The organism is Micromonospora sp. NPDC023814 (assembly GCF_040639595.1).
Lineage (GTDB): Bacteria > Actinomycetota > Actinomycetes > Mycobacteriales > Micromonosporaceae > Micromonospora.
This window is the reverse complement of the sequence record NZ_JBFAAF010000109.1, coordinates 1-16,190: the sequence shown is the minus strand read 5'-3', so window position 1 is coordinate 16,190 and position 16,190 is coordinate 1. Positions and strand designations below refer to the sequence as shown.

Genomic DNA, 16,190 nt, shown 5'->3' with positions numbered 1-16,190 from the left:
GCTCCACGATCGACGGCGTTCCGCACACCCAACCATGATCCAACCCGAACGCCCCAGGTCAAGCCGACCCGCCGACGAGCACCTGACCAGTCACAGTTTGACTTGACAACAACCGTGGTGACCGATGTTCACACTGGCCAAAGACTCCGTGAACCGGGGACCTCAGGGCGAAAACTGGACCTCCGGCGATCCCTGGCCCGGTTCGGTGGCGATGATGTCAGTCGGTGTATCAGGGTATGCACTATGCTTACGCCTTGAATTTGAATGGCCCTCTGACATGACAAGAAGTACCGGTGGACGACAGGATCGCCCGGATTCAGGTCAAACTGGCAGCTTTGCCCCCAGCGGAGAAGGCCGTACTCGGCCCCGTGCTCACTGAGCAGCAAGTCTCAGACTTCGAGGAACTACACGGTACCCGGATGCCGGAGGAGTTCCATCAGTTCGTCACCCACATCGGCCATGGTGGCTACGGCCCGACCTATGGACTGCTGTCCATGGAACGGTGGGTGTCCGGGGGCGCGGGAGTCAACGGGAAGCTCGCCGAGCCATTTCCCTTCGTTCCTGATGTGCACATCGCCGCATGGTCTGCCGGTAGGCACGGCGGCGCTGCGCCCGCGTTTCCGGGCGCGATCGCGGTCGTCTACCGAGGATGCACTGATTTCACCCTGCTCGTCGTTACCGGACCCGGCCGCGGCCGTCTGGTCGAGGTCAACGCCGAGGGCTTCTTCGCGCCTCACTTCCACAACGACCCGGACTTCCTCGCCTGGTATGAGCGTTGGTTGGACTTCACCCTGGCCGAACATCGTAATCTGACCTGGTTCGCAGACCAGATGGCCGGCGACGAAGCAGCGCTCGTGGCCACGCTGCTGAACGACGCACTCGCAACACGACGGCGTGCTGCCGCGTGCACGTTCATCACGTACCCAGCGCCAAGTGCATCGCTCCCCGATGTCCTGGCACAGGCGCTGTCGACGGAACCGCACCCGGCCGTGAGGGAAATGATCTTGCGCGCTCTGTCTGCCCAAGGCGAGCACGGCCGCGATCGCCTGCCCGCAGCACTCGCAGATCCGGTACCCGGTGTTCGATCTCTCGCGGCCATCCTCATGACCACGAACACACCCCAGGGAAGACGGCTGAGCCCCCAGCTACGCCAGACTCTCGGCAATCACCTGAGAGTGGAGGAAGACCGCTCGGTGCGTGACACCATCCAGAGGATGCTCGATCACTCGTACTGATCCACACGATCCCGCAGGTCCGTGGCCGTCGCGGCCGACCCCGTCGGCGACCTGGCACTGTTCGCCAACCACGCCTACGATCTTGCCGCAAGATCCAAGATCCGGTTTACTCTTCTGCCGCGACTCGCGCTACCCACCGTTACGGCGGACGTCGACACATGGGCATGGCGCAATCGGGAACGCGATCGCGTGACCGCCACAGAGCCGCGGTTCGGAACACGGGCGTACAGGGCATCGCGGCGGTGAGATCCTGGGCGGCATGACAGACGCCAAGGCGAATCTCCATCGGTACCTGCGGGAGGCGCGCGAGGCGCTGCTCGGCAAGCTTGACGGGCTGTCGGAGTACGACGTACGGCGTCCGCTCGTGCCGACCGGTACGAACCTGCTCGGGCTGGTCAAGCATGTGGCCTCGGTGATCGCCGGGTATTTCGGCGAGGTGTTCGACCGCCCCTTTCCCGAGCCGGTCGTGGGCCTGGACGAGGACGCCGAGCCGAACGCGGACATGTGGGCCGCGGCCGACGAGTCCCGGGACGACATCATCGGCCTGTGGCACCGAGTCTGGGCACACGCGGACGCCACGATCGAGGCGCTTCCGATCGACGCGCCCGGCTCGGTGCGGTGGTGGCAACACACGCCGGTGACGCTGCACCTCATCCTCGTGCACGTGCTCGCCGAGCTGAACCGGCACGCCGGGCACGCCGACATCGTGCGCGAACTGGTCGACGGCCAGGTCGGCTGGCGCCGGCCCGGCGACAACGTGGTCGAGGGAGACGAGGCGTGGTGGGCCGCCTACCGCGAGAGGCTGGAATCCACCGCACGCGAGTTCGCCTGAGGACGGTCTTCGCGTAACCCGCGGATGCCGTCCAATTCGTCCGAGGAACCGTTTGCATCCGGCCAGCGCCGTCGCAGCCCGAAGCCAAGGTCACATGCACGGATTTGCCGCCGAGCGCGCGCCCTACCTTCCGAGCCGGGTGTCACTCTCCGTCGCGGCGTCGGAGGTGCCGGCTGCACGGCACCGGCCTCGCTGAACTGCCGAGATCAGCGCAGCTGATCAATGTTGCCGATGCTGGGATTCGCCGGGCGCAGAACTGTCGCCAGTGGTCGGTCGTCGGCTTGGAGCCGGCGTGGACTCGCAGGCTGAATTTCGAGATGAGGGGGAGGGAACCAGCGGTCTGAGGGGCGGCAGGGGTGAACGGCATCGTGACCTACCCTCACGGTGTCGCCAAGCCCGCTGACCGGGCCGTTGCGTCGATGCCGAAGACCGCGCCTTCTGGCACGATGTCGCGCAGCGCCATCCGGGCGTCGCCACCAGACCATATGCGTGGGGAGTCCGGGCTGAAGCAGCGGGCCGAGATCACGTTCAGCAGTGTTCGCTGGGCGGTGTCGAGCGGCTCGACGGGCGGGAACCCACCCGGGAATGCCTTCCTACGCAACCGCGTGCCCCAGCTGCCGAGGTACATGATGGGAGGCGCGCCGGCAAGGAAAACGTCCAGGACAGGGACCAGTTCGTCCAATGTTGCCCGGTCGATGGCTGCGGGCAGAAAGTTGGACATGAAGATCGGACCGAAGTGTGGGTAGTCACGCGTGCACCACACGGCGGCGGAAGGCGCCGACAGCACATCGAGCAGCGCCCGCGTGCCTTGGATGCTGCCCGCGTTTGCAGGCGAGAGCGCCGCGGCTGCCCGTACCACCGGATCCGGGTCCGTTTCCATGGCTGGTGTCGTGTCGTACCCCCACGATTGCAGGCTCATGACCGCCATCACCCTGGACTGCTTGTCGAGGCCGGCGAGGGCGCGGCCGCCACGCGACCACGCAGCGGCCTCGGCCAGGTGGTGCGCGAGTTCCGGGGCGTCGAGCAGACAGGCGAGCAGCGTGCCCAGCGCCTGGGAGGCGACCGCCGGGTCGGGGTCGGTGCGCATCGCGCACGCAGTGCGGTAGACGGATGGGCGGACGGCACGGCACGCGGCGACGTCATATGGGAAGCCCCGCCGACGCTCGTCTGGCTCTGTGATGTGCTGCATGACCGACGCCAGCCAGTCCAGCAGGGCGACCCGAAGCGGCACCATGGCGCCACGGCGGCCACGTCTGGGCGAAACCAGCGTCAGTGTGCGGGGATCGTCGAGCACCGCGGCGACGAAGTGCGCCGCCGGCGCCGTCGCACTGTAGATGCCGCCCTGGTGGTGGACGACGTCGTTGAGGTCGAGAAGCGCCCGGCCCTGACGGCCGGCATCCTCGTCCAGCAACGCCGCGAGAATCTCCGGCGACGAGGGCACGTCGGGATCCCCGGCGTATGCGTGCTCGACCGCGGACCAGTCGGTCTGTGCCAGGAGGTCTCCGTGTCGCACCGACGAAGCATAGATCGCTCTGGTGCAATATCCGGATCTGCCGCGATCCGGGCGTCGGCCGACTACGTGCCGGTGACTGAGCATAGGCGGTGGCACGGAGGCTGGTGGGCCGATGGCCAGTGGCATGCGGTTTCTCGGGACGGGCGGATCTTTGTACGCCAATGCGTACCTGACGCTGTAGCGGAATCCGTACGCCGACAGAGGGCACGCTGGTGGACCAGGTGGTCGTCGCCGCCTGGTTGGTAACGCCCCTGGGGGTCCGTGGTGGCCGGGAACCGGAATGGCCCGCGACAGAACCGGTAGACGCGCGTATTCGATCGTGGCGAGTGCTCGATGAGGAGCCCTCATGGGTTACCGAACGTGACAGCTCGGCCGGATTAGGTGGGATCGGCGGCTGTCCGGTCTCGTCGAGCAAGCGGTGGCCATTCTGCGTCGTCTACCGATTCGCCCTTCACGAGTGCTGGGGCGCTGTTCCCTGTGCGGCATGCCCAAGCGCTGACGAAATGGGTTCGCGGGTCGCGCCCTCTGCGGCCTATGCTGATTGCGACCTCGCGGCTGCTGAACCGTCAGGCACGCAACCGGACACGGTCCGGGCTCGACCCGGATCCCCACGCGGCCATAATCGCGTGGCGGTGTCCCGTCCCTATCTTCGGCAGCGTTCGAAAGGTCCCTTATGCCCGTTCCGCAGCGGCCAGACCCCCGTCTGGTCCGCACCGACGACTCCTGGCTCACCCTGCCCAACCCCGCGAATGTTCCGGTGGAGATCTGCGCCGGTCCCGAGGTGCCGCTGGAATCCGCGGCGATCGACGAACTGCTCACTGTGCTGGACACCGCCAATACGTTGTGGGAGTTGGCCAAGGCCACGCCCGGCCTCGACGTGGAACCCCGCATCGACCGGGTGATATGCACCCCGGATTTCCACAAGGGCGCCGGCATCCCGATCGGCACCGTGCTGCACACGGTCGGCGCGCTCATCCCGCAGGCGGTCGGCAACGACATCAACTGCGGGATGCGGGTCGAGGTCACCGAGGTCACCGTCGACCGCCTGCGCCCACACCTGGACACACTCGAGCGGAGACTGCGTCACCTGTTCTTCGAGGGCGGGCGCCGCATCGGCCTGACCGCGACGCAACGCGAAGGACTGCTCCGCGACGGGCTGCCTGGGTTGCTCGATAGTGGTGTCCCGACCGACGCCGACGGCGCCTGGCGACAGGTCCGCCCGGACGATACGACTGATCTCAGCGGTCGGCTGCACGCGTCCGGGTTCCCGGTCGCGTCCGCGTCCGGGTTCCGTGACTGGATCACCAGCGGTGGCGGGACGAGCTACGACAGCATCATCGGCAGTGTCGGCGGCGGCAACCACTTCGCCGAACTGCAATACGTGTCGGTCATCCACGATGGCGCGGCCGCGCACGCCTGGGGCCTGATACCAGGCCGGGTGGTGCTGATGGTGCACAGCGGCTCGCTGTCGCTGGGGCACCAGGCCAACGCCACCGGCCGGGACCAGGCCCGCGCCGCCTGGCCGCGCGGCGTACCGATGCCGCGCAACCGGATTCTGCCGATGCTGCTTGACGAATCCGGCGCGCCGCGGCGGGAGCGGTACCTGACCGCGTTCGCGAACGCGGCGAACTTCGCCATCGGCAACCGGTTCTTCCTGGCGTTGATGCTGCGTGCTGGCCTTGCCGACGTGGTCGGCGAGATCGGCTCCCGGCTGATCTACGATGCGCCCCACAACCTGCTCTGGCCCGGAGACGACGGCACCGTCTTGCACCGCAAGGGCGCCACTCCGGCGGGCGGGATCATCGACCATCCGCACCGCGGCCCAGAACTGTGGGGCGAGCCGGTAATTGTGCCCGGCTCCATGGGCGCACCCAGCTACCTGCTTCGCGGGCTCGGCGAAACCCGCGCGCTGGGTAGCGCCTGCCACGGCGCTGGCCGTCGGATTCCCCGCGGCGCGGCGGCCCGCGGCGGCGACGCCGAACTGGACGCCTTCCTCCGCGAGTTCCGGGTCGTCACCCCGCTCAACCACCACGACCCGGCCGTGGCCGCCCGCCGGGACATCATCGATGCCTGGCGCCGCGACCTCAAGCAGGAAGCGCCGTGGGCATACAAGGACGTCGGCCCGGTCGTCAACAGCCTCCAACGAGCTGACGTCGCCCGACCCGTCGCCGAACTTCAGCCGATCCTGACCGTGAAGGGCTAACCGGGCCCCGCCTTTGACCCGGCTGGGGTCAGCCGGACAGCCCCTCACCGTGCGGGCTGCCGCCGCCCCGGAGCGGTGACGTGGCGGTAGTCCCCGCTGAGGCTTGCTCGCCTCCACCTCGCCGAGGTGGAGGCGAGCAAGCGCGGGGTCCAGGTCGGGTGTTATGGCCGCTGGCGGCGTAGCAGCTTCAGGTGGCGCCAGCTTGGGCGACCTGCCGGGCGGTGCTCTTCTGGTGGAACCCAAGCGCATTGGCAACGACCGGCGCGGGGGCTTGCAGGACGAGTTGCCGCAACGCGGAGCCGCGGGCGTCGATGGGTGGGAAACCGAGCTGGCGCAGCCGCCGGGACAGGGTGCCGTAGGTGATGGGCTGGTCGGCGAACTGGCCCGGAAACAGCCACCCGTGTTCGTTGGCGGTGCTACGGCGGCGAGTTGGCGCAGCAGGTCGGCGAACGGGTCCGGGACCGGGGGTGGGCGGTTCGCCGAGGCGGATGAACAACTCCTGATCGGTCTCAATGATGTCGGCTGAGGCGAGGCGGTGTATCCAGCTCAGCGGTTGGGCGTAGAGCAGGAGCACCAGGTGGCGACCCGGCTTCTGCGTCGCCGCGTACGTCAGGTTCGGCTCGTGCACCAACGCCGGCCCGAACGGCGAGCGGGCCTCGATGTATCCGTCCCCGATCATCGTCAGCAGGTTCTCCCGGGCAATGGGCCCGTCATCACCGGGAGTGTCACGGGTCAGGTGGATCAAGAAGGTCGACAGGTCGGTACGTCGCTGCAGCAGGTCCTCGATACTGACCACAGGTCCACATTGCTATACCTCTGCCGTAGCCGGGTGGACTGCCCCACTGCCTGTCAGGTTTGGCTGCTCAGGGCCTCGCAACGCCCGCTACCACCCTCTCCCCGGCCGTGGCCGCGCTGCGCAAGGACGCTGGGAAGGAACGACCCGGCGGGGGCGGTCGGTACGGCGCGAGGGCCGGCACGCGCTTGGTGACTAGGAGACCTTCGTGTGCTGCACCGTTGCGAGGAGGCCACCAACGTGCCCTGGTTCCCCCCTGTCCCGCCGTGGCCGGGCCCGCGCCCGGTGCCGGTTCGCCAACGCTTCGTTAAGGGGCCGTCGACACCGCGCCCGGCGGGGAACCGCGGGAGCGGCGTTTGCGCTGCTCGATGACGGTGGCAACGGGGCCGTGGGGGAAGGCCGACGTCTTTACCGTCGCCGGACCGGGGGCTGTCACCCGTGATCGTTTAGCCGACGTGGTGAAGATCCGTCCCCTGTGGCGTCGACGGCTGCCCCGTTCCACCGGCGCCGGTCGCCCGCGGCCGCGCGGCCCGAGGGCGGGCTCGCCGGAACGGCCCGCCGACGTACGGAACGGCCCCGGCCGTTCCAGCGCGGAACGGCCCCGCGGGTGCGGACCGTTCCAGCCGCCGGGCCGGAACGGGCGCTGTGCACCACTGGACGCCGTCGTTGTTCCGGCGCCCGGCTGCCGCACTGGCTGCGCCGGCTTGCCACCGACCGATCGAGCCGGCGCCACGGTTAGAGCAAGACATCCGAGCGTTGGTGGTTGTCAAAACGCCGTGCTGAGGGTGTCGGCGTCCAGGCACCAGTGCAGAGCCAGGTACGCCTGGACGTACATATGTAGCGATGATCGGCGTCCGGGCGCGGGTGAGCCAGACGACGTCGGCATACGTCGATCGCTTCGACAGTTCCCCTCGTAGCGGCTACTCCGCAATCTACATCACGGTGATGTTCCTCGGCGGCATCCACATGGCGCCCCACCTCATCGGTGCCAAGCATCTCGTCCAACCATTCGAAGTCATCGTCGCGTAGGGTCCAAGCGACCTCGGAGCCAACCATGAACGGCTCCCCACAGCACTGCATTTGCCAGTCTTCCATCCAAACGATCATGTTCACATGCACATTGTCCGGGCGCTGATGCCTGAACACGCGGCACCCTCTCCTCAGTTCGGCACGTCAGGCGGGCACCACCGCGACCGTGGTCGCCGATTACAAGTGCACTCATTTGCCGCAGAGCGAGCGGTTGAGGTGCGCGGCTTGGATCGCCGGGCGTCGCCGGCTCGTACGGCGTCTGGCGGCCACCGTGGATGGCGCTGGCGACTGTCAGAGGCCCGTGGTCGTGGACGACGCTCGCCGCAACCGGCACATGCACGAGGAGTCCGACATGCCGGCCCGACGCCGCAACCGTCCTGAGCATCGAGGTCCTGCCCCCGACGGTCCGTCGAGCGACCGGCGCGCCGGCAGCCCGACGAGTCGGGCAGTCCAACAGGCAGAGGCTGCGGCCACGGCGCAGCGATAGCCTGCCGTCATGGCGAGTGCCGAACTGGATGAGTTGATCGTCGCGGACGCCGACGAACTGCGCGCGTGGTTGTCGGCCCACCACGCCACGTCGCCCGGCGTCTGGCTCGCCCTGACCAAGAAGGGCGGCACAGTCACGACGCTGACCTGGCAGCAGGCGGTCGACGAGGCCCTGTGTTTCGGCTGGATCGACGGGCAGGCACGTAAACGGGACCAGGAAACCTCCTGGATCCGGTTCACCCCTCGCAGGCCCCGTAGTTCCTGGTCACAACGCAACGTCGCCCACGTGGCCCGGCTGGAAGCGCAGGGGCGAATGCTGCCCCCAGGCCGCGCCGCGGTAGAAGCCGCGAAAGCGGATGGGCGGTGGGCGGCCGCCTACGCCCCGCCGTCGGAAGCCGAGGTGCCGGCCGACCTCCTCGCCGCCATCGCTGCCGACCCCGCTGCCCAGGCCATGTTCGACGTGCTCACCAAGACCAACCGGTTCGCTCTCATTCACCGCGTCAATGCCGTCAAACGGGCGCAGACCCGCGAGCGGAAGATCGGCGAGTTCGTTGCCATGCTGGCCCGTCACGAGACGATTTACCCGCAGAAGGCCAAGCCTTCGAGCTCGCCGTAATTGGAGAGTTGCCGAAGCGAAGCGCCGAGGCGCGGGCGGCGCCGCTGTCGCCCGCCGGGATCGGGGAGCACGCCGGGAGCAGGCGGGTGCGCTGAACGGCGTTGAACTGCATTCAACAGCACGCAACGGCGCTCAACTGCACCCGCGCCCACCTGCGGGTTCTCGTTTCTGCAGGTCAGAGTTGGTGCGGCGTCCTGCTTCACACAACTGCACTCAACGGCAGCGAACAGCCTTCAACGGCACTCAATATCGCCTGATAGGCGAGTATCCGCAGGTCAGGGCGGTAAGGTCTGCTGGCTGAGCGGGCCTTACAGGTGAGTGCAGAATGGGGTGCAGCAGGGCAAAGTGGTCACCGGCGCTGCACATAGGGAAGCGCTGTGACCTGCGACGATGCCGGCGAGCAACCGGGCGTGACCACCCTGAGAGGACCGAAGTGGTCAGGGTCCGCTGCTCCCCGCCCGGCCGGTGCCGGCCGGCTGTCGTCGAGGGCCCGACGGCGCCGGTCGCCAGGTCCTGCCGTATCGATGCGCGACTCTACCTGCGGTGGTGGGGGCATCAGCATGGATCTCAACCGCTGAGAATCGAATCCCACCAGCAACCCTCTGACCAGCGGTGCGTGCTCCGAGACCTCTTCGGCGTGGCTGAAGAGGTCAAGCGTGCTGGTTACGCCTGGTTGAGGTGGGACAGGGGCGGGCGGGGTGGTTCCTTCGTTGCGGGGTGTGACGTTTCGGCCGGTGCCGGACAAGCACGTAGGAGGTGCGATGAACGCTGCGAAGGAGCAGTTCACCGAGCTGTACGAGCGTCATCACGGTGACGTGTGGCGGTACGTCGCTCGGCGGATCGTCGCGTCTGACGTGGGCGATGTTGTCGCTGAGGTCTTCCTTGTTGCGTGGCGACGTCTGGGGGATGTGCCGGACGGTTCGGCGTTGCCGTGGCTGTACGGGGTGGCGCGTTTGGTGCTGGCCAACGAGGCCAGGGGCCGTCGGCGGTGGCAGGAGTTGACGTTGCGGGTGCGCTCAGCGCGCCGCGGTGCTCAGACTTCTTGCCGACCTCCCGGGCATCACGGTCACCGGAACCGTCACCGACCGCGCCGGGCGCACCGGGGAGGCCTTCTCGATCACGACCAACGCCCACGGCCTGCCCGCCCAGTACACCGTGATCGTCGATCCGCGCTCCGGCGCTCTGTTGGGATACGAGGAGGTGCTGACCACCACGGCGGGAAAGCTGAACGTGACGATCCCCGCGGTGATCACCTACCGCTCATACCTCATGGCCGAGTACGCCGCCATGCCGCGCTGACGAAAGTCGGGTGTGTGCGTTGTGGAGGCACGGCCCGCCCGATGATCGGCGCAGTGCTGCTCAGTCGAGCGGAGCGGGGGTAGGCGGCTGTAGCTGTCCGCGCGGTGGTGCCTGGCGCCTTGCGCTGTCATGCCGAATTGCGGATGACAACGCGGGTCCTGAGCCATCCTGGCGGGCAGGTGAGGAACTCGTCGCGGAACCGGCCGTTGAACGATTCGCAGGTTCCGTTCTGCCACGGTGATGCGGGGTCGATGTAGGCCGGGTCGACGCGTTGTAGCTGCGCCAGTCGGTCAGGGCGTGGGCGGTCAGCTCGGGACCGTTGTCCAGGCGGATGTGCTCCGGCCGCCGGCCGAGCCGCGTGCTGACCTCGTCGATACGGTGCCCGCGTCCCCGGTTGTCCGCTTATGCTCGCCGGTTTGGCTGCTCCGTTGGTCGCTTGGGCAGTCCGGAGGCCGACTGCAGGCAGCCGCCTGGGCGATTGTCCGTAACCCAGCGCCGACGAGCGTCCTCGTCCGTGTCACTCGTCGACGCCCCTACGGTTGCCCAGCCTGGCCGTCTGCTGCCGGGGACCATCAGGACGACCGGCTTCACTTCCACTCCCGTCGGGGGATGCGACTCCCACAATTCACGTGATCCAATGTGGAGATGTCGAGAATCTGTCAGCGAGCGCGCTCATTCTTCGCGGCTTGGTCTTCCGAATCCTCGTCTCGACCTCCCGCAGTTCCCGAACTGAGCAGAGGCGAACAGGAAAGCTCGCCGGACCTGGCCAGCATTGGCTCCGTCCGAGTTGACTGCGACCCAACTGACCAGCAACTGCTGGAACGCATCGAGGCCGCCAGGTGGCATATTAGTCGCTACGATAGCCTTCGAGGATCGGTGGCTAGCCGGGCATCCTTTGTCATTACCGCAAACGCAGCCTTGATTGCCGGGGTCGCTCTACTCGCGCCGCAAACCCTCAAGGAGCAGGTCTTCGGTGGACGACTCTCTCTCGTGCTCATCACTATTGGCGCTGCGGTAACCCTCGCGCTGGCTACATCATCCATCGCTAGTGCCGCTGGCGCATTCGTCGCGCTGAAGACATGGAGGAAGCTCTACGGAGACGAGCCGCCTCGGAGCCTTTACTACCAACACACAGACACCACACGGGAGTTCTCGGGGTACGCGCTATTCCGCGACAAGTTTGAGGCAGCTACGCGATCACAGGAACTGACGTGGGCCACCGTGAATCTGTGGGTCGTCTTGCAGACCCATGCATACCGATACCGATTTCTTCGCACGTCGGTACAGAGATTGCGATACGGCGTCACGTCCTTTACGGTTTCGGTCGTTGTGACGCTAATCCTGGTCGCCATGGGCCGGTGAGCGTAGTCACTTCTTGTCGACCTGGGCGAACTCGGTGATCAGTTCCGACGCCAGCCGCCGGCGGGCGGCCCCGACAAGATCGCGCGGCCGAACCGTGTTGAGCCGTGCGCGACGCGTGACCCATCATCGATATAAGACGATCCAGTAGCGCCTCACTGGACCGTGCTCGGTGTCGCGGATGCCCTCGAGGACGCCGCCGTTGTGTTCGATCGTCCGGGCCGACGCGATGTTGTCGGCCAGACAAGGGATGAGGACGCGATCTAGGCCCAAGACGACGCGAGCCTCCTTGAGCATCTCGCTGAGTGCCCAACTCGCCAGTCCTCGGCGGCGCGCGGACGGCCGGACGCCGTAGCCGATCTGGCCGATCTCGTCGTCGAACTTATGCCGGAGGGCGATTCCCCCGAGTACGTGACCGTTCTCGACGACCCACCGGGGTGAGCCGTGCTGTTCGTCCGGGCACGGGTCGCCGGCCGGATGGGTCAGTCGGACCCGCTCGTGCACCCAAGCGGCGAAGCCTTCGGGCGAGTCCACGTCGTCGTCGGCCCCCAGGCCGAAGCCGTCCTCGTGGAGGCCAGGGCCCCAGTCGTCGCGGCATTCCAAGAACGCGGCGTGCAGGCGGATAGTCGGCAGAATCAACTCGGGCATGCGGTCACGGTATTGAAAGCCGGACCGCTAAAACGAGCCGCTTCTTACCAACATTGATCACCCCCAGAAGCCGATTCAGCTCCACAAAGGCCCACGCGCTTCGGCGGCTACCAGGAGGCGCTGCGGGGCCCTGCATCGCAATGTCAGCCAGGTCAAAGACGCAACCCCGACGAGGAGCGCCAGGAACGCAGCAAGTTCCTCGCGCGCCGACTGTGTTATCTGCATCACATGCGAACCCGGCCGGCTGGGCGCCCCGAACACGGCCACGACCACGCGCTGACCGCCTCTACGGCACCGCGACCGCCCGGGCATGGAACCGGCTGCATCCACGGTTGACCCATCGCACCGCCTGGACCAGCCAGACTGCCGCCGCCCGTGCGGGTTCGACTTCTCGCGCTGGCGGCAGCCTCCGGTCGACCATCCCGGGCCGCGGTCCGCTGGTGCCCGAGCCGACGGGGCGGACGGACCGGGTGGCGCCGGGCACTGCCCAGCTTGCGGAAGGATACGCTCGCGGCTGCCTGGGCGAGATGTCTGGAGGTGACCTTGGCGCGGCTGGTGCTGACCGAGGATGAAGAGTCCGTGCGTGTCGCGGTGGGGACACGCTCCTTCGTCCAGGCGCGTGCTCACCTCGACCGGGGCGAGCTGGTCGACGTGCAGTGGGAGCCGCAGGCCGGGCAGGCTCATGCCCGGCTCGGCGGCGACCTGTCCGGCACGGTGATCGCCATCGCGCGCACCGATTCGAGTGGCGACATCACTGCGGTGGAGGGATCGTGTAGCTGCGGTGACGATCCGGGCTGCGCCCATCCGGCCGCGTTGATCCTCGCCGTCGTGTCGGCCCGAGGTGTGCCCCGCCCGCGGGCTGTGGCGCCACCGCCGGCGTGGGAGACCGCGCTGTCCCCGCTGGTCGGTACGGCGCCCGAGCCTTCCGCCGATCCGGAGTCGGACCGGGCCGGCGTCGGGTTGCAGTTCGATCTCGCGGGTGCCGGGCAGGCCGGCGCGGAATCGTCGTGGCGGATCGCCCTGCGCCCTGTGGTGCCAGGTCGCAGCGGGTGGGTGCGGTCGGGGATCTCCTGGTCGAATCTCAGTTACGCCTGTTACGGGCAGCCGAGGCGGGTGCAGCGGCACTGGCAGCTCCTCAAGGAGATTCTGGCGCTGTCCACGGCGGCCGAGGACCGGCACTACTACAGCGGCTACCAGCAAACGGTCTACCTGGACGCGTTCGCGAGTCGGCGGATCTGGGACCTGCTCAGCGAGGCTCAGGAGACCGGGTTGCCGATGGTGCAGGCCGGAAAGGCGGCTGGGCGGGTCGTCGTGTGTCGGGAACCGGCGCGGGTGTCGGTACGGGTCGACCGGACCAGTGACGGCCTGCTGCTCGTACCAACCTTGCTGGCCGACGGCGTGCCGGTCGCCCCGGATTCGTCCCTGCTGGTGGGCCAGCCGGTCCACGGCATCGCCTGGTGGGGCGTGCGGGGACAGGCCGCCCCGCGGCCACGGGACAGGGTGCTGCGGCTCGCGCCGCTGGCGCGGCCGCTGGAGCCGGGCATCGCCGGCATGCTGGCAAAGCCGGCGATCCAGGTTCCCACCGACGACGAGGCGCGGTTCTATGAGCAGTACTATCCGAGCCTGTTACGGCAGGCGGAAGTGGTCGCGGTGGATCCGTCGGTGCGGTTGCCTGATCTCGGGGCGGCGGCGTTGACGTTGACGGTGGAACGCATGGCCGGGCATCGGCTGTCGCTGAGATGGGAGTGGGTGCTGCCAGTCGGTGACCGTCATCATCGGGGGCCGCTGTGGGCGCCAGCCCCTGTCGCGCACGCGGCCGACCGGGAGAAGGTGGTGCGGCGGGTGACCGAAATGGTCGCCGACCCGGCGCTGGGCCTGCTGGAGTCAACGCCTGCGGGGCCTCGGCTGGCGGCCACCTCTGACGTGGCCGGCGACACGATGGTCCGGTTCCTGAACGACATCCTGCCCCGGCTGACCGATATCGATGGCGTCGACGTCGTTACGCAGCTCGACGAGTCGGGCCCCGCCTACCAGGAGACGCTTCAGGCGCCGGTCATCACGTTCGCCAGCGCAGACGCTGGCGGGCAGGCGGACTGGTACGACCTGTCGGTACAGGTGACGGTCGGCGGTGAGCAGGTGCCGTTCGACGAGATCTTCGTCGCGCTCGCCGCAGATCAGCAGTACCTCATCCTGCCCAGCGGCACGTACTTCAGCCTCGACCGTGCCGAGTTCCGCCAGCTGCGCGACCTGATCGCCGAGTCTCGCGCGCTGGACGACCCGCCGCCCGGGGTGCTGCGGGTCGGGCGCTTCCAGGCCGGGCTGTGGCAGGAGTTAGCCGAGCTCGGCGAGGTTACCGGCCAGGCCGCCGCCTGGCAGGAGGCGGTGCGCTCACTGTCCAGCGCGGGCAGCCGCGTCGAGCATCGGATCCCATCGGGGCTGAAGGCCACGCTACGGCCGTACCAGCAGGACGGGTTCCGGTGGCTGGCCGCCCTGCACGAGCACCGACTCGGTGGGGTCCTCGCCGACGACATGGGCCTGGGCAAGACCCTGCAGGCGTTGGGCCTGATCTGCCACGTCCGCGAGACCGGCGGTCCACGGGCGCCGTTCCTGGTCGTCGCCCCCGCCAGCGTCGTGCACAACTGGGCGAGCGAAGCGAGCCGGTTCACACCGGACCTCGTCACCACCACCATCACCCAGACCCGCGCACGACGCGGCACGACGCTCGCCGACGCGGTTCGCGGTGCGGATCTGGTGGTCACCTCCTACACCCTGTTCCGACTCGAGTTCGAAGACTACGAGGCCCTCGACTGGGCCGGGCTGATCCTCGACGAGGCCCAGTTCGTCAAGAACCCCCACTCGCAGGGATACCGCTGCGCGAAGCAACTCCTGGCACCGTTCAAGCTCGCCATCACCGGCACGCCGATGGAGAACAACCTCCTCGAACTGTGGTCGCTGTTGTCCATCACCGCGCCTGGCCTGTTCCCCCGCGCGGACCGGTTCACTGATCACTATCGCAATCCGATCGAGAAGGCCCACGACGCGGAACGGCTCGCCCAGCTACGACGGCGGATCCGGCCGCTGATGCTGCGCCGCCGCAAAGCCGACGTGGCCGTCGACCTGCCGGACAAGCAGGAACAGGTCATCGAGTTGGACCTCAACCCGAAACACCGCAAGGTGTACCAGACCTACCTGCAGCGGGAGCGGCAGAAGGTACTCGGACTGCTCGGCGACCTGCAGCAGCACCGGTTCGAGATCTTCCGGTCACTGACCCTGCTGCGGCAGGCCAGCCTGGACGTCGCCCTGGTCGACGCAAAACACCGTGCCGTACGATCAACCAAACTGGACGTGCTGGCCGAGCAGGTCAGCGATCTCGTCGCCGAAGGCCACCGGACTCTGGTGTTCAGCCAGTTCACCCGGTTCCTGGACGCCGCCCGGGAGCGGCTGGAGGCAACGGGCATCCGCTGCTGCTACCTCGACGGGGCCACCCGCGACCGGGCGACGGTGCTCGCCGAGTTCAAGAACGGTACGGCACCGGTGTTCCTGATCAGCCTCAAGGCCGGCGGTTTCGGGCTGAACCTGACCGAGGCCGACTACTGCATCCTGCTCGACCCGTGGTGGAACCCCGCCACCGAGGCGCAGGCCGTGGACCGCGTGCACCGCATCGGGCAGACCCGCAACGTGATGGTGTACCGGCTGGTCGCCAGGGACACGATCGAGGAGAAGGTGATGGCGCTCAAGGCCCGCAAGGCCGAACTGTTCGGAAGCGTCCTCGACGGCGGTGATTTCGCGTCCGCGCAGCTCACCGCCGCCGACATTCGAGACCTGCTCCGATAGTGCACCTCGCGGGGCTTTGATCATCATGGCGTCGGCGTCCGGCACCCCGGTGCCGTCGATCGCCCGCCTGGTCGCCGCGCACGAGGACACCGTTCGGGATGTGATCCACCGGTTCAACGAGATCGGATTACGCGCTCTGAACCCTCAGTGGGCGGGAGGCCGTCCCCGCCTGATCACCGATGATGACCAGCGGTTCATCGTCGCGACGGCCACGACCCGACCGAAGAGTCTGGGTCGCCCCTTCACGCACTGAGCCTTTCCGAGTAACGGTTCGCGACTGTGCGTAGTGTTCGTTTCAGGTGGTTCGTCCGTGCTCGATGTGGAGGATGACCAGGGCTGCGGC

At 67.8% G+C, this 16,190-nt stretch carries 10 protein-coding genes and 3 pseudogenes; 8 read left to right on the top strand and 5 right to left on the bottom strand.

Going from position 1 to position 16,190, the window contains the following annotated elements:
• The first annotated feature begins 293 nt into the window (after positions 1-293).
• Together AB0G14_RS32650 and AB0G14_RS32645 are read left to right on the top strand one after the other, a co-directional pair.
• On the top strand, positions 294-1,235 hold the full coding sequence (locus AB0G14_RS32650) for an SMI1/KNR4 family protein (RefSeq protein WP_357704140.1): 942 nt from the start codon (positions 294-296) through the stop codon (positions 1,233-1,235).
• Between the two features lie 259 nt (positions 1,236-1,494).
• Positions 1,495-2,067, top strand: a complete 573-nt coding sequence (locus AB0G14_RS32645; RefSeq protein WP_357704138.1) for a DinB family protein — start codon at positions 1,495-1,497, stop codon at positions 2,065-2,067.
• 379 nt (positions 2,068-2,446) lie between these two features.
• Here AB0G14_RS32645 and AB0G14_RS32640 read toward each other — a convergent pair whose 3' ends face one another.
• Positions 2,447-3,580: a hypothetical protein gene (locus AB0G14_RS32640; RefSeq protein ID WP_357704136.1), complete on the bottom strand. Its 1,134-nt coding sequence runs from the start codon at positions 3,578-3,580 to the stop codon at positions 2,447-2,449.
• 673 nt (positions 3,581-4,253) lie between these two features.
• Here AB0G14_RS32640 and AB0G14_RS32635 point away from each other — a divergent pair.
• Positions 4,254-5,783 (top strand): RtcB family protein, encoded by a 1,530-nt coding sequence (locus AB0G14_RS32635; protein ID WP_357704134.1) that lies wholly within the window; start codon positions 4,254-4,256, stop codon positions 5,781-5,783.
• A gap of 187 nt (positions 5,784-5,970) precedes the next feature.
• Here the strand turns inward: AB0G14_RS32635 and AB0G14_RS32630 are convergent, their stop codons facing one another.
• Together AB0G14_RS32630 and AB0G14_RS32625 are read right to left on the bottom strand one after the other, a co-directional pair.
• Positions 5,971-6,579, bottom strand: a complete 609-nt coding sequence (locus tag AB0G14_RS32630; RefSeq protein WP_357704132.1) for a hypothetical protein — start codon at positions 6,577-6,579, stop codon at positions 5,971-5,973.
• A 732-nt stretch (positions 6,580-7,311) separates the two neighbouring features.
• A complete protein-coding gene (locus AB0G14_RS32625; RefSeq protein WP_357704142.1) occupies positions 7,312-7,632 on the bottom strand; it encodes a DUF6578 domain-containing protein in 321 nt (106 codons plus the stop codon).
• 469 nt (positions 7,633-8,101) lie between these two features.
• Between AB0G14_RS32625 and AB0G14_RS32620 the strand changes: the two genes are divergently transcribed.
• From AB0G14_RS32620 to AB0G14_RS32610, 3 genes and pseudogenes are all read left to right on the top strand, one after another.
• A complete protein-coding gene (locus tag AB0G14_RS32620; RefSeq protein WP_357704130.1) occupies positions 8,102-8,707 on the top strand; it encodes a YdeI/OmpD-associated family protein in 606 nt (201 codons plus the stop codon).
• Positions 8,708-9,468: 761 nt separating this feature from the next.
• Positions 9,469-9,684: pseudogene (locus AB0G14_RS32615) on the top strand (sigma factor); the annotation flags it as partial.
• Between the two features lie 52 nt (positions 9,685-9,736).
• Positions 9,737-10,006, top strand: coding sequence for a hypothetical protein (locus tag AB0G14_RS32610; protein ID WP_357704144.1), 270 nt, complete (start codon positions 9,737-9,739; stop codon positions 10,004-10,006).
• 181 nt (positions 10,007-10,187) lie between these two features.
• On the opposite strand, the pseudogene AB0G14_RS32605 reads toward AB0G14_RS32610, so the two are convergent.
• Positions 10,188-10,339 (bottom strand): annotated as a pseudogene (locus AB0G14_RS32605) (integrase core domain-containing protein); the annotation flags it as partial.
• A 1,152-nt stretch (positions 10,340-11,491) separates the two neighbouring features.
• Positions 11,492-12,013, bottom strand: a complete 522-nt coding sequence (locus AB0G14_RS32600; protein ID WP_357704128.1) for a GNAT family N-acetyltransferase — start codon at positions 12,011-12,013, stop codon at positions 11,492-11,494.
• 537 nt (positions 12,014-12,550) lie between these two features.
• On the opposite strand from AB0G14_RS32600, the gene AB0G14_RS32595 reads away from it, so the two are divergent.
• Both AB0G14_RS32595 and AB0G14_RS32590 read left to right on the top strand, forming a co-directional pair.
• Positions 12,551-15,847 carry a DEAD/DEAH box helicase gene (locus AB0G14_RS32595; RefSeq protein WP_357704126.1) on the top strand — a complete coding sequence of 1,099 codons (3,297 nt, stop codon included), beginning with the start codon at positions 12,551-12,553 and terminating at the stop codon, positions 15,845-15,847.
• A 13-nt stretch (positions 15,848-15,860) separates the two neighbouring features.
• Positions 15,861-16,094, top strand: a pseudogene (locus AB0G14_RS32590) (helix-turn-helix domain-containing protein); the annotation flags it as partial.
• Positions 16,095-16,190: the final 96 nt, after the last annotated feature.

What these genes read in the sequence shown, in the direction of transcription:
- AB0G14_RS32625 (WP_357704142.1), bottom strand. Translation starts at nt 7,632, where the DNA reads ATGGTTGGCTCCGAGGTCGCTTGGACCCTACGCGACGATGACTTCGAA.
- AB0G14_RS32600 (WP_357704128.1), bottom strand. Translation starts at nt 12,013, where the DNA reads ATGCCCGAGTTGATTCTGCCGACTATCCGCCTGCACGCCGCGTTCTTG.
- AB0G14_RS32620 (WP_357704130.1), top strand. Translation starts at nt 8,102, where the DNA reads ATGGCGAGTGCCGAACTGGATGAGTTGATCGTCGCGGACGCCGACGAA.
- AB0G14_RS32645 (WP_357704138.1), top strand. Translation starts at nt 1,495, where the DNA reads ATGACAGACGCCAAGGCGAATCTCCATCGGTACCTGCGGGAGGCGCGC.
- AB0G14_RS32635 (WP_357704134.1), top strand. Translation starts at nt 4,254, where the DNA reads ATGCCCGTTCCGCAGCGGCCAGACCCCCGTCTGGTCCGCACCGACGAC.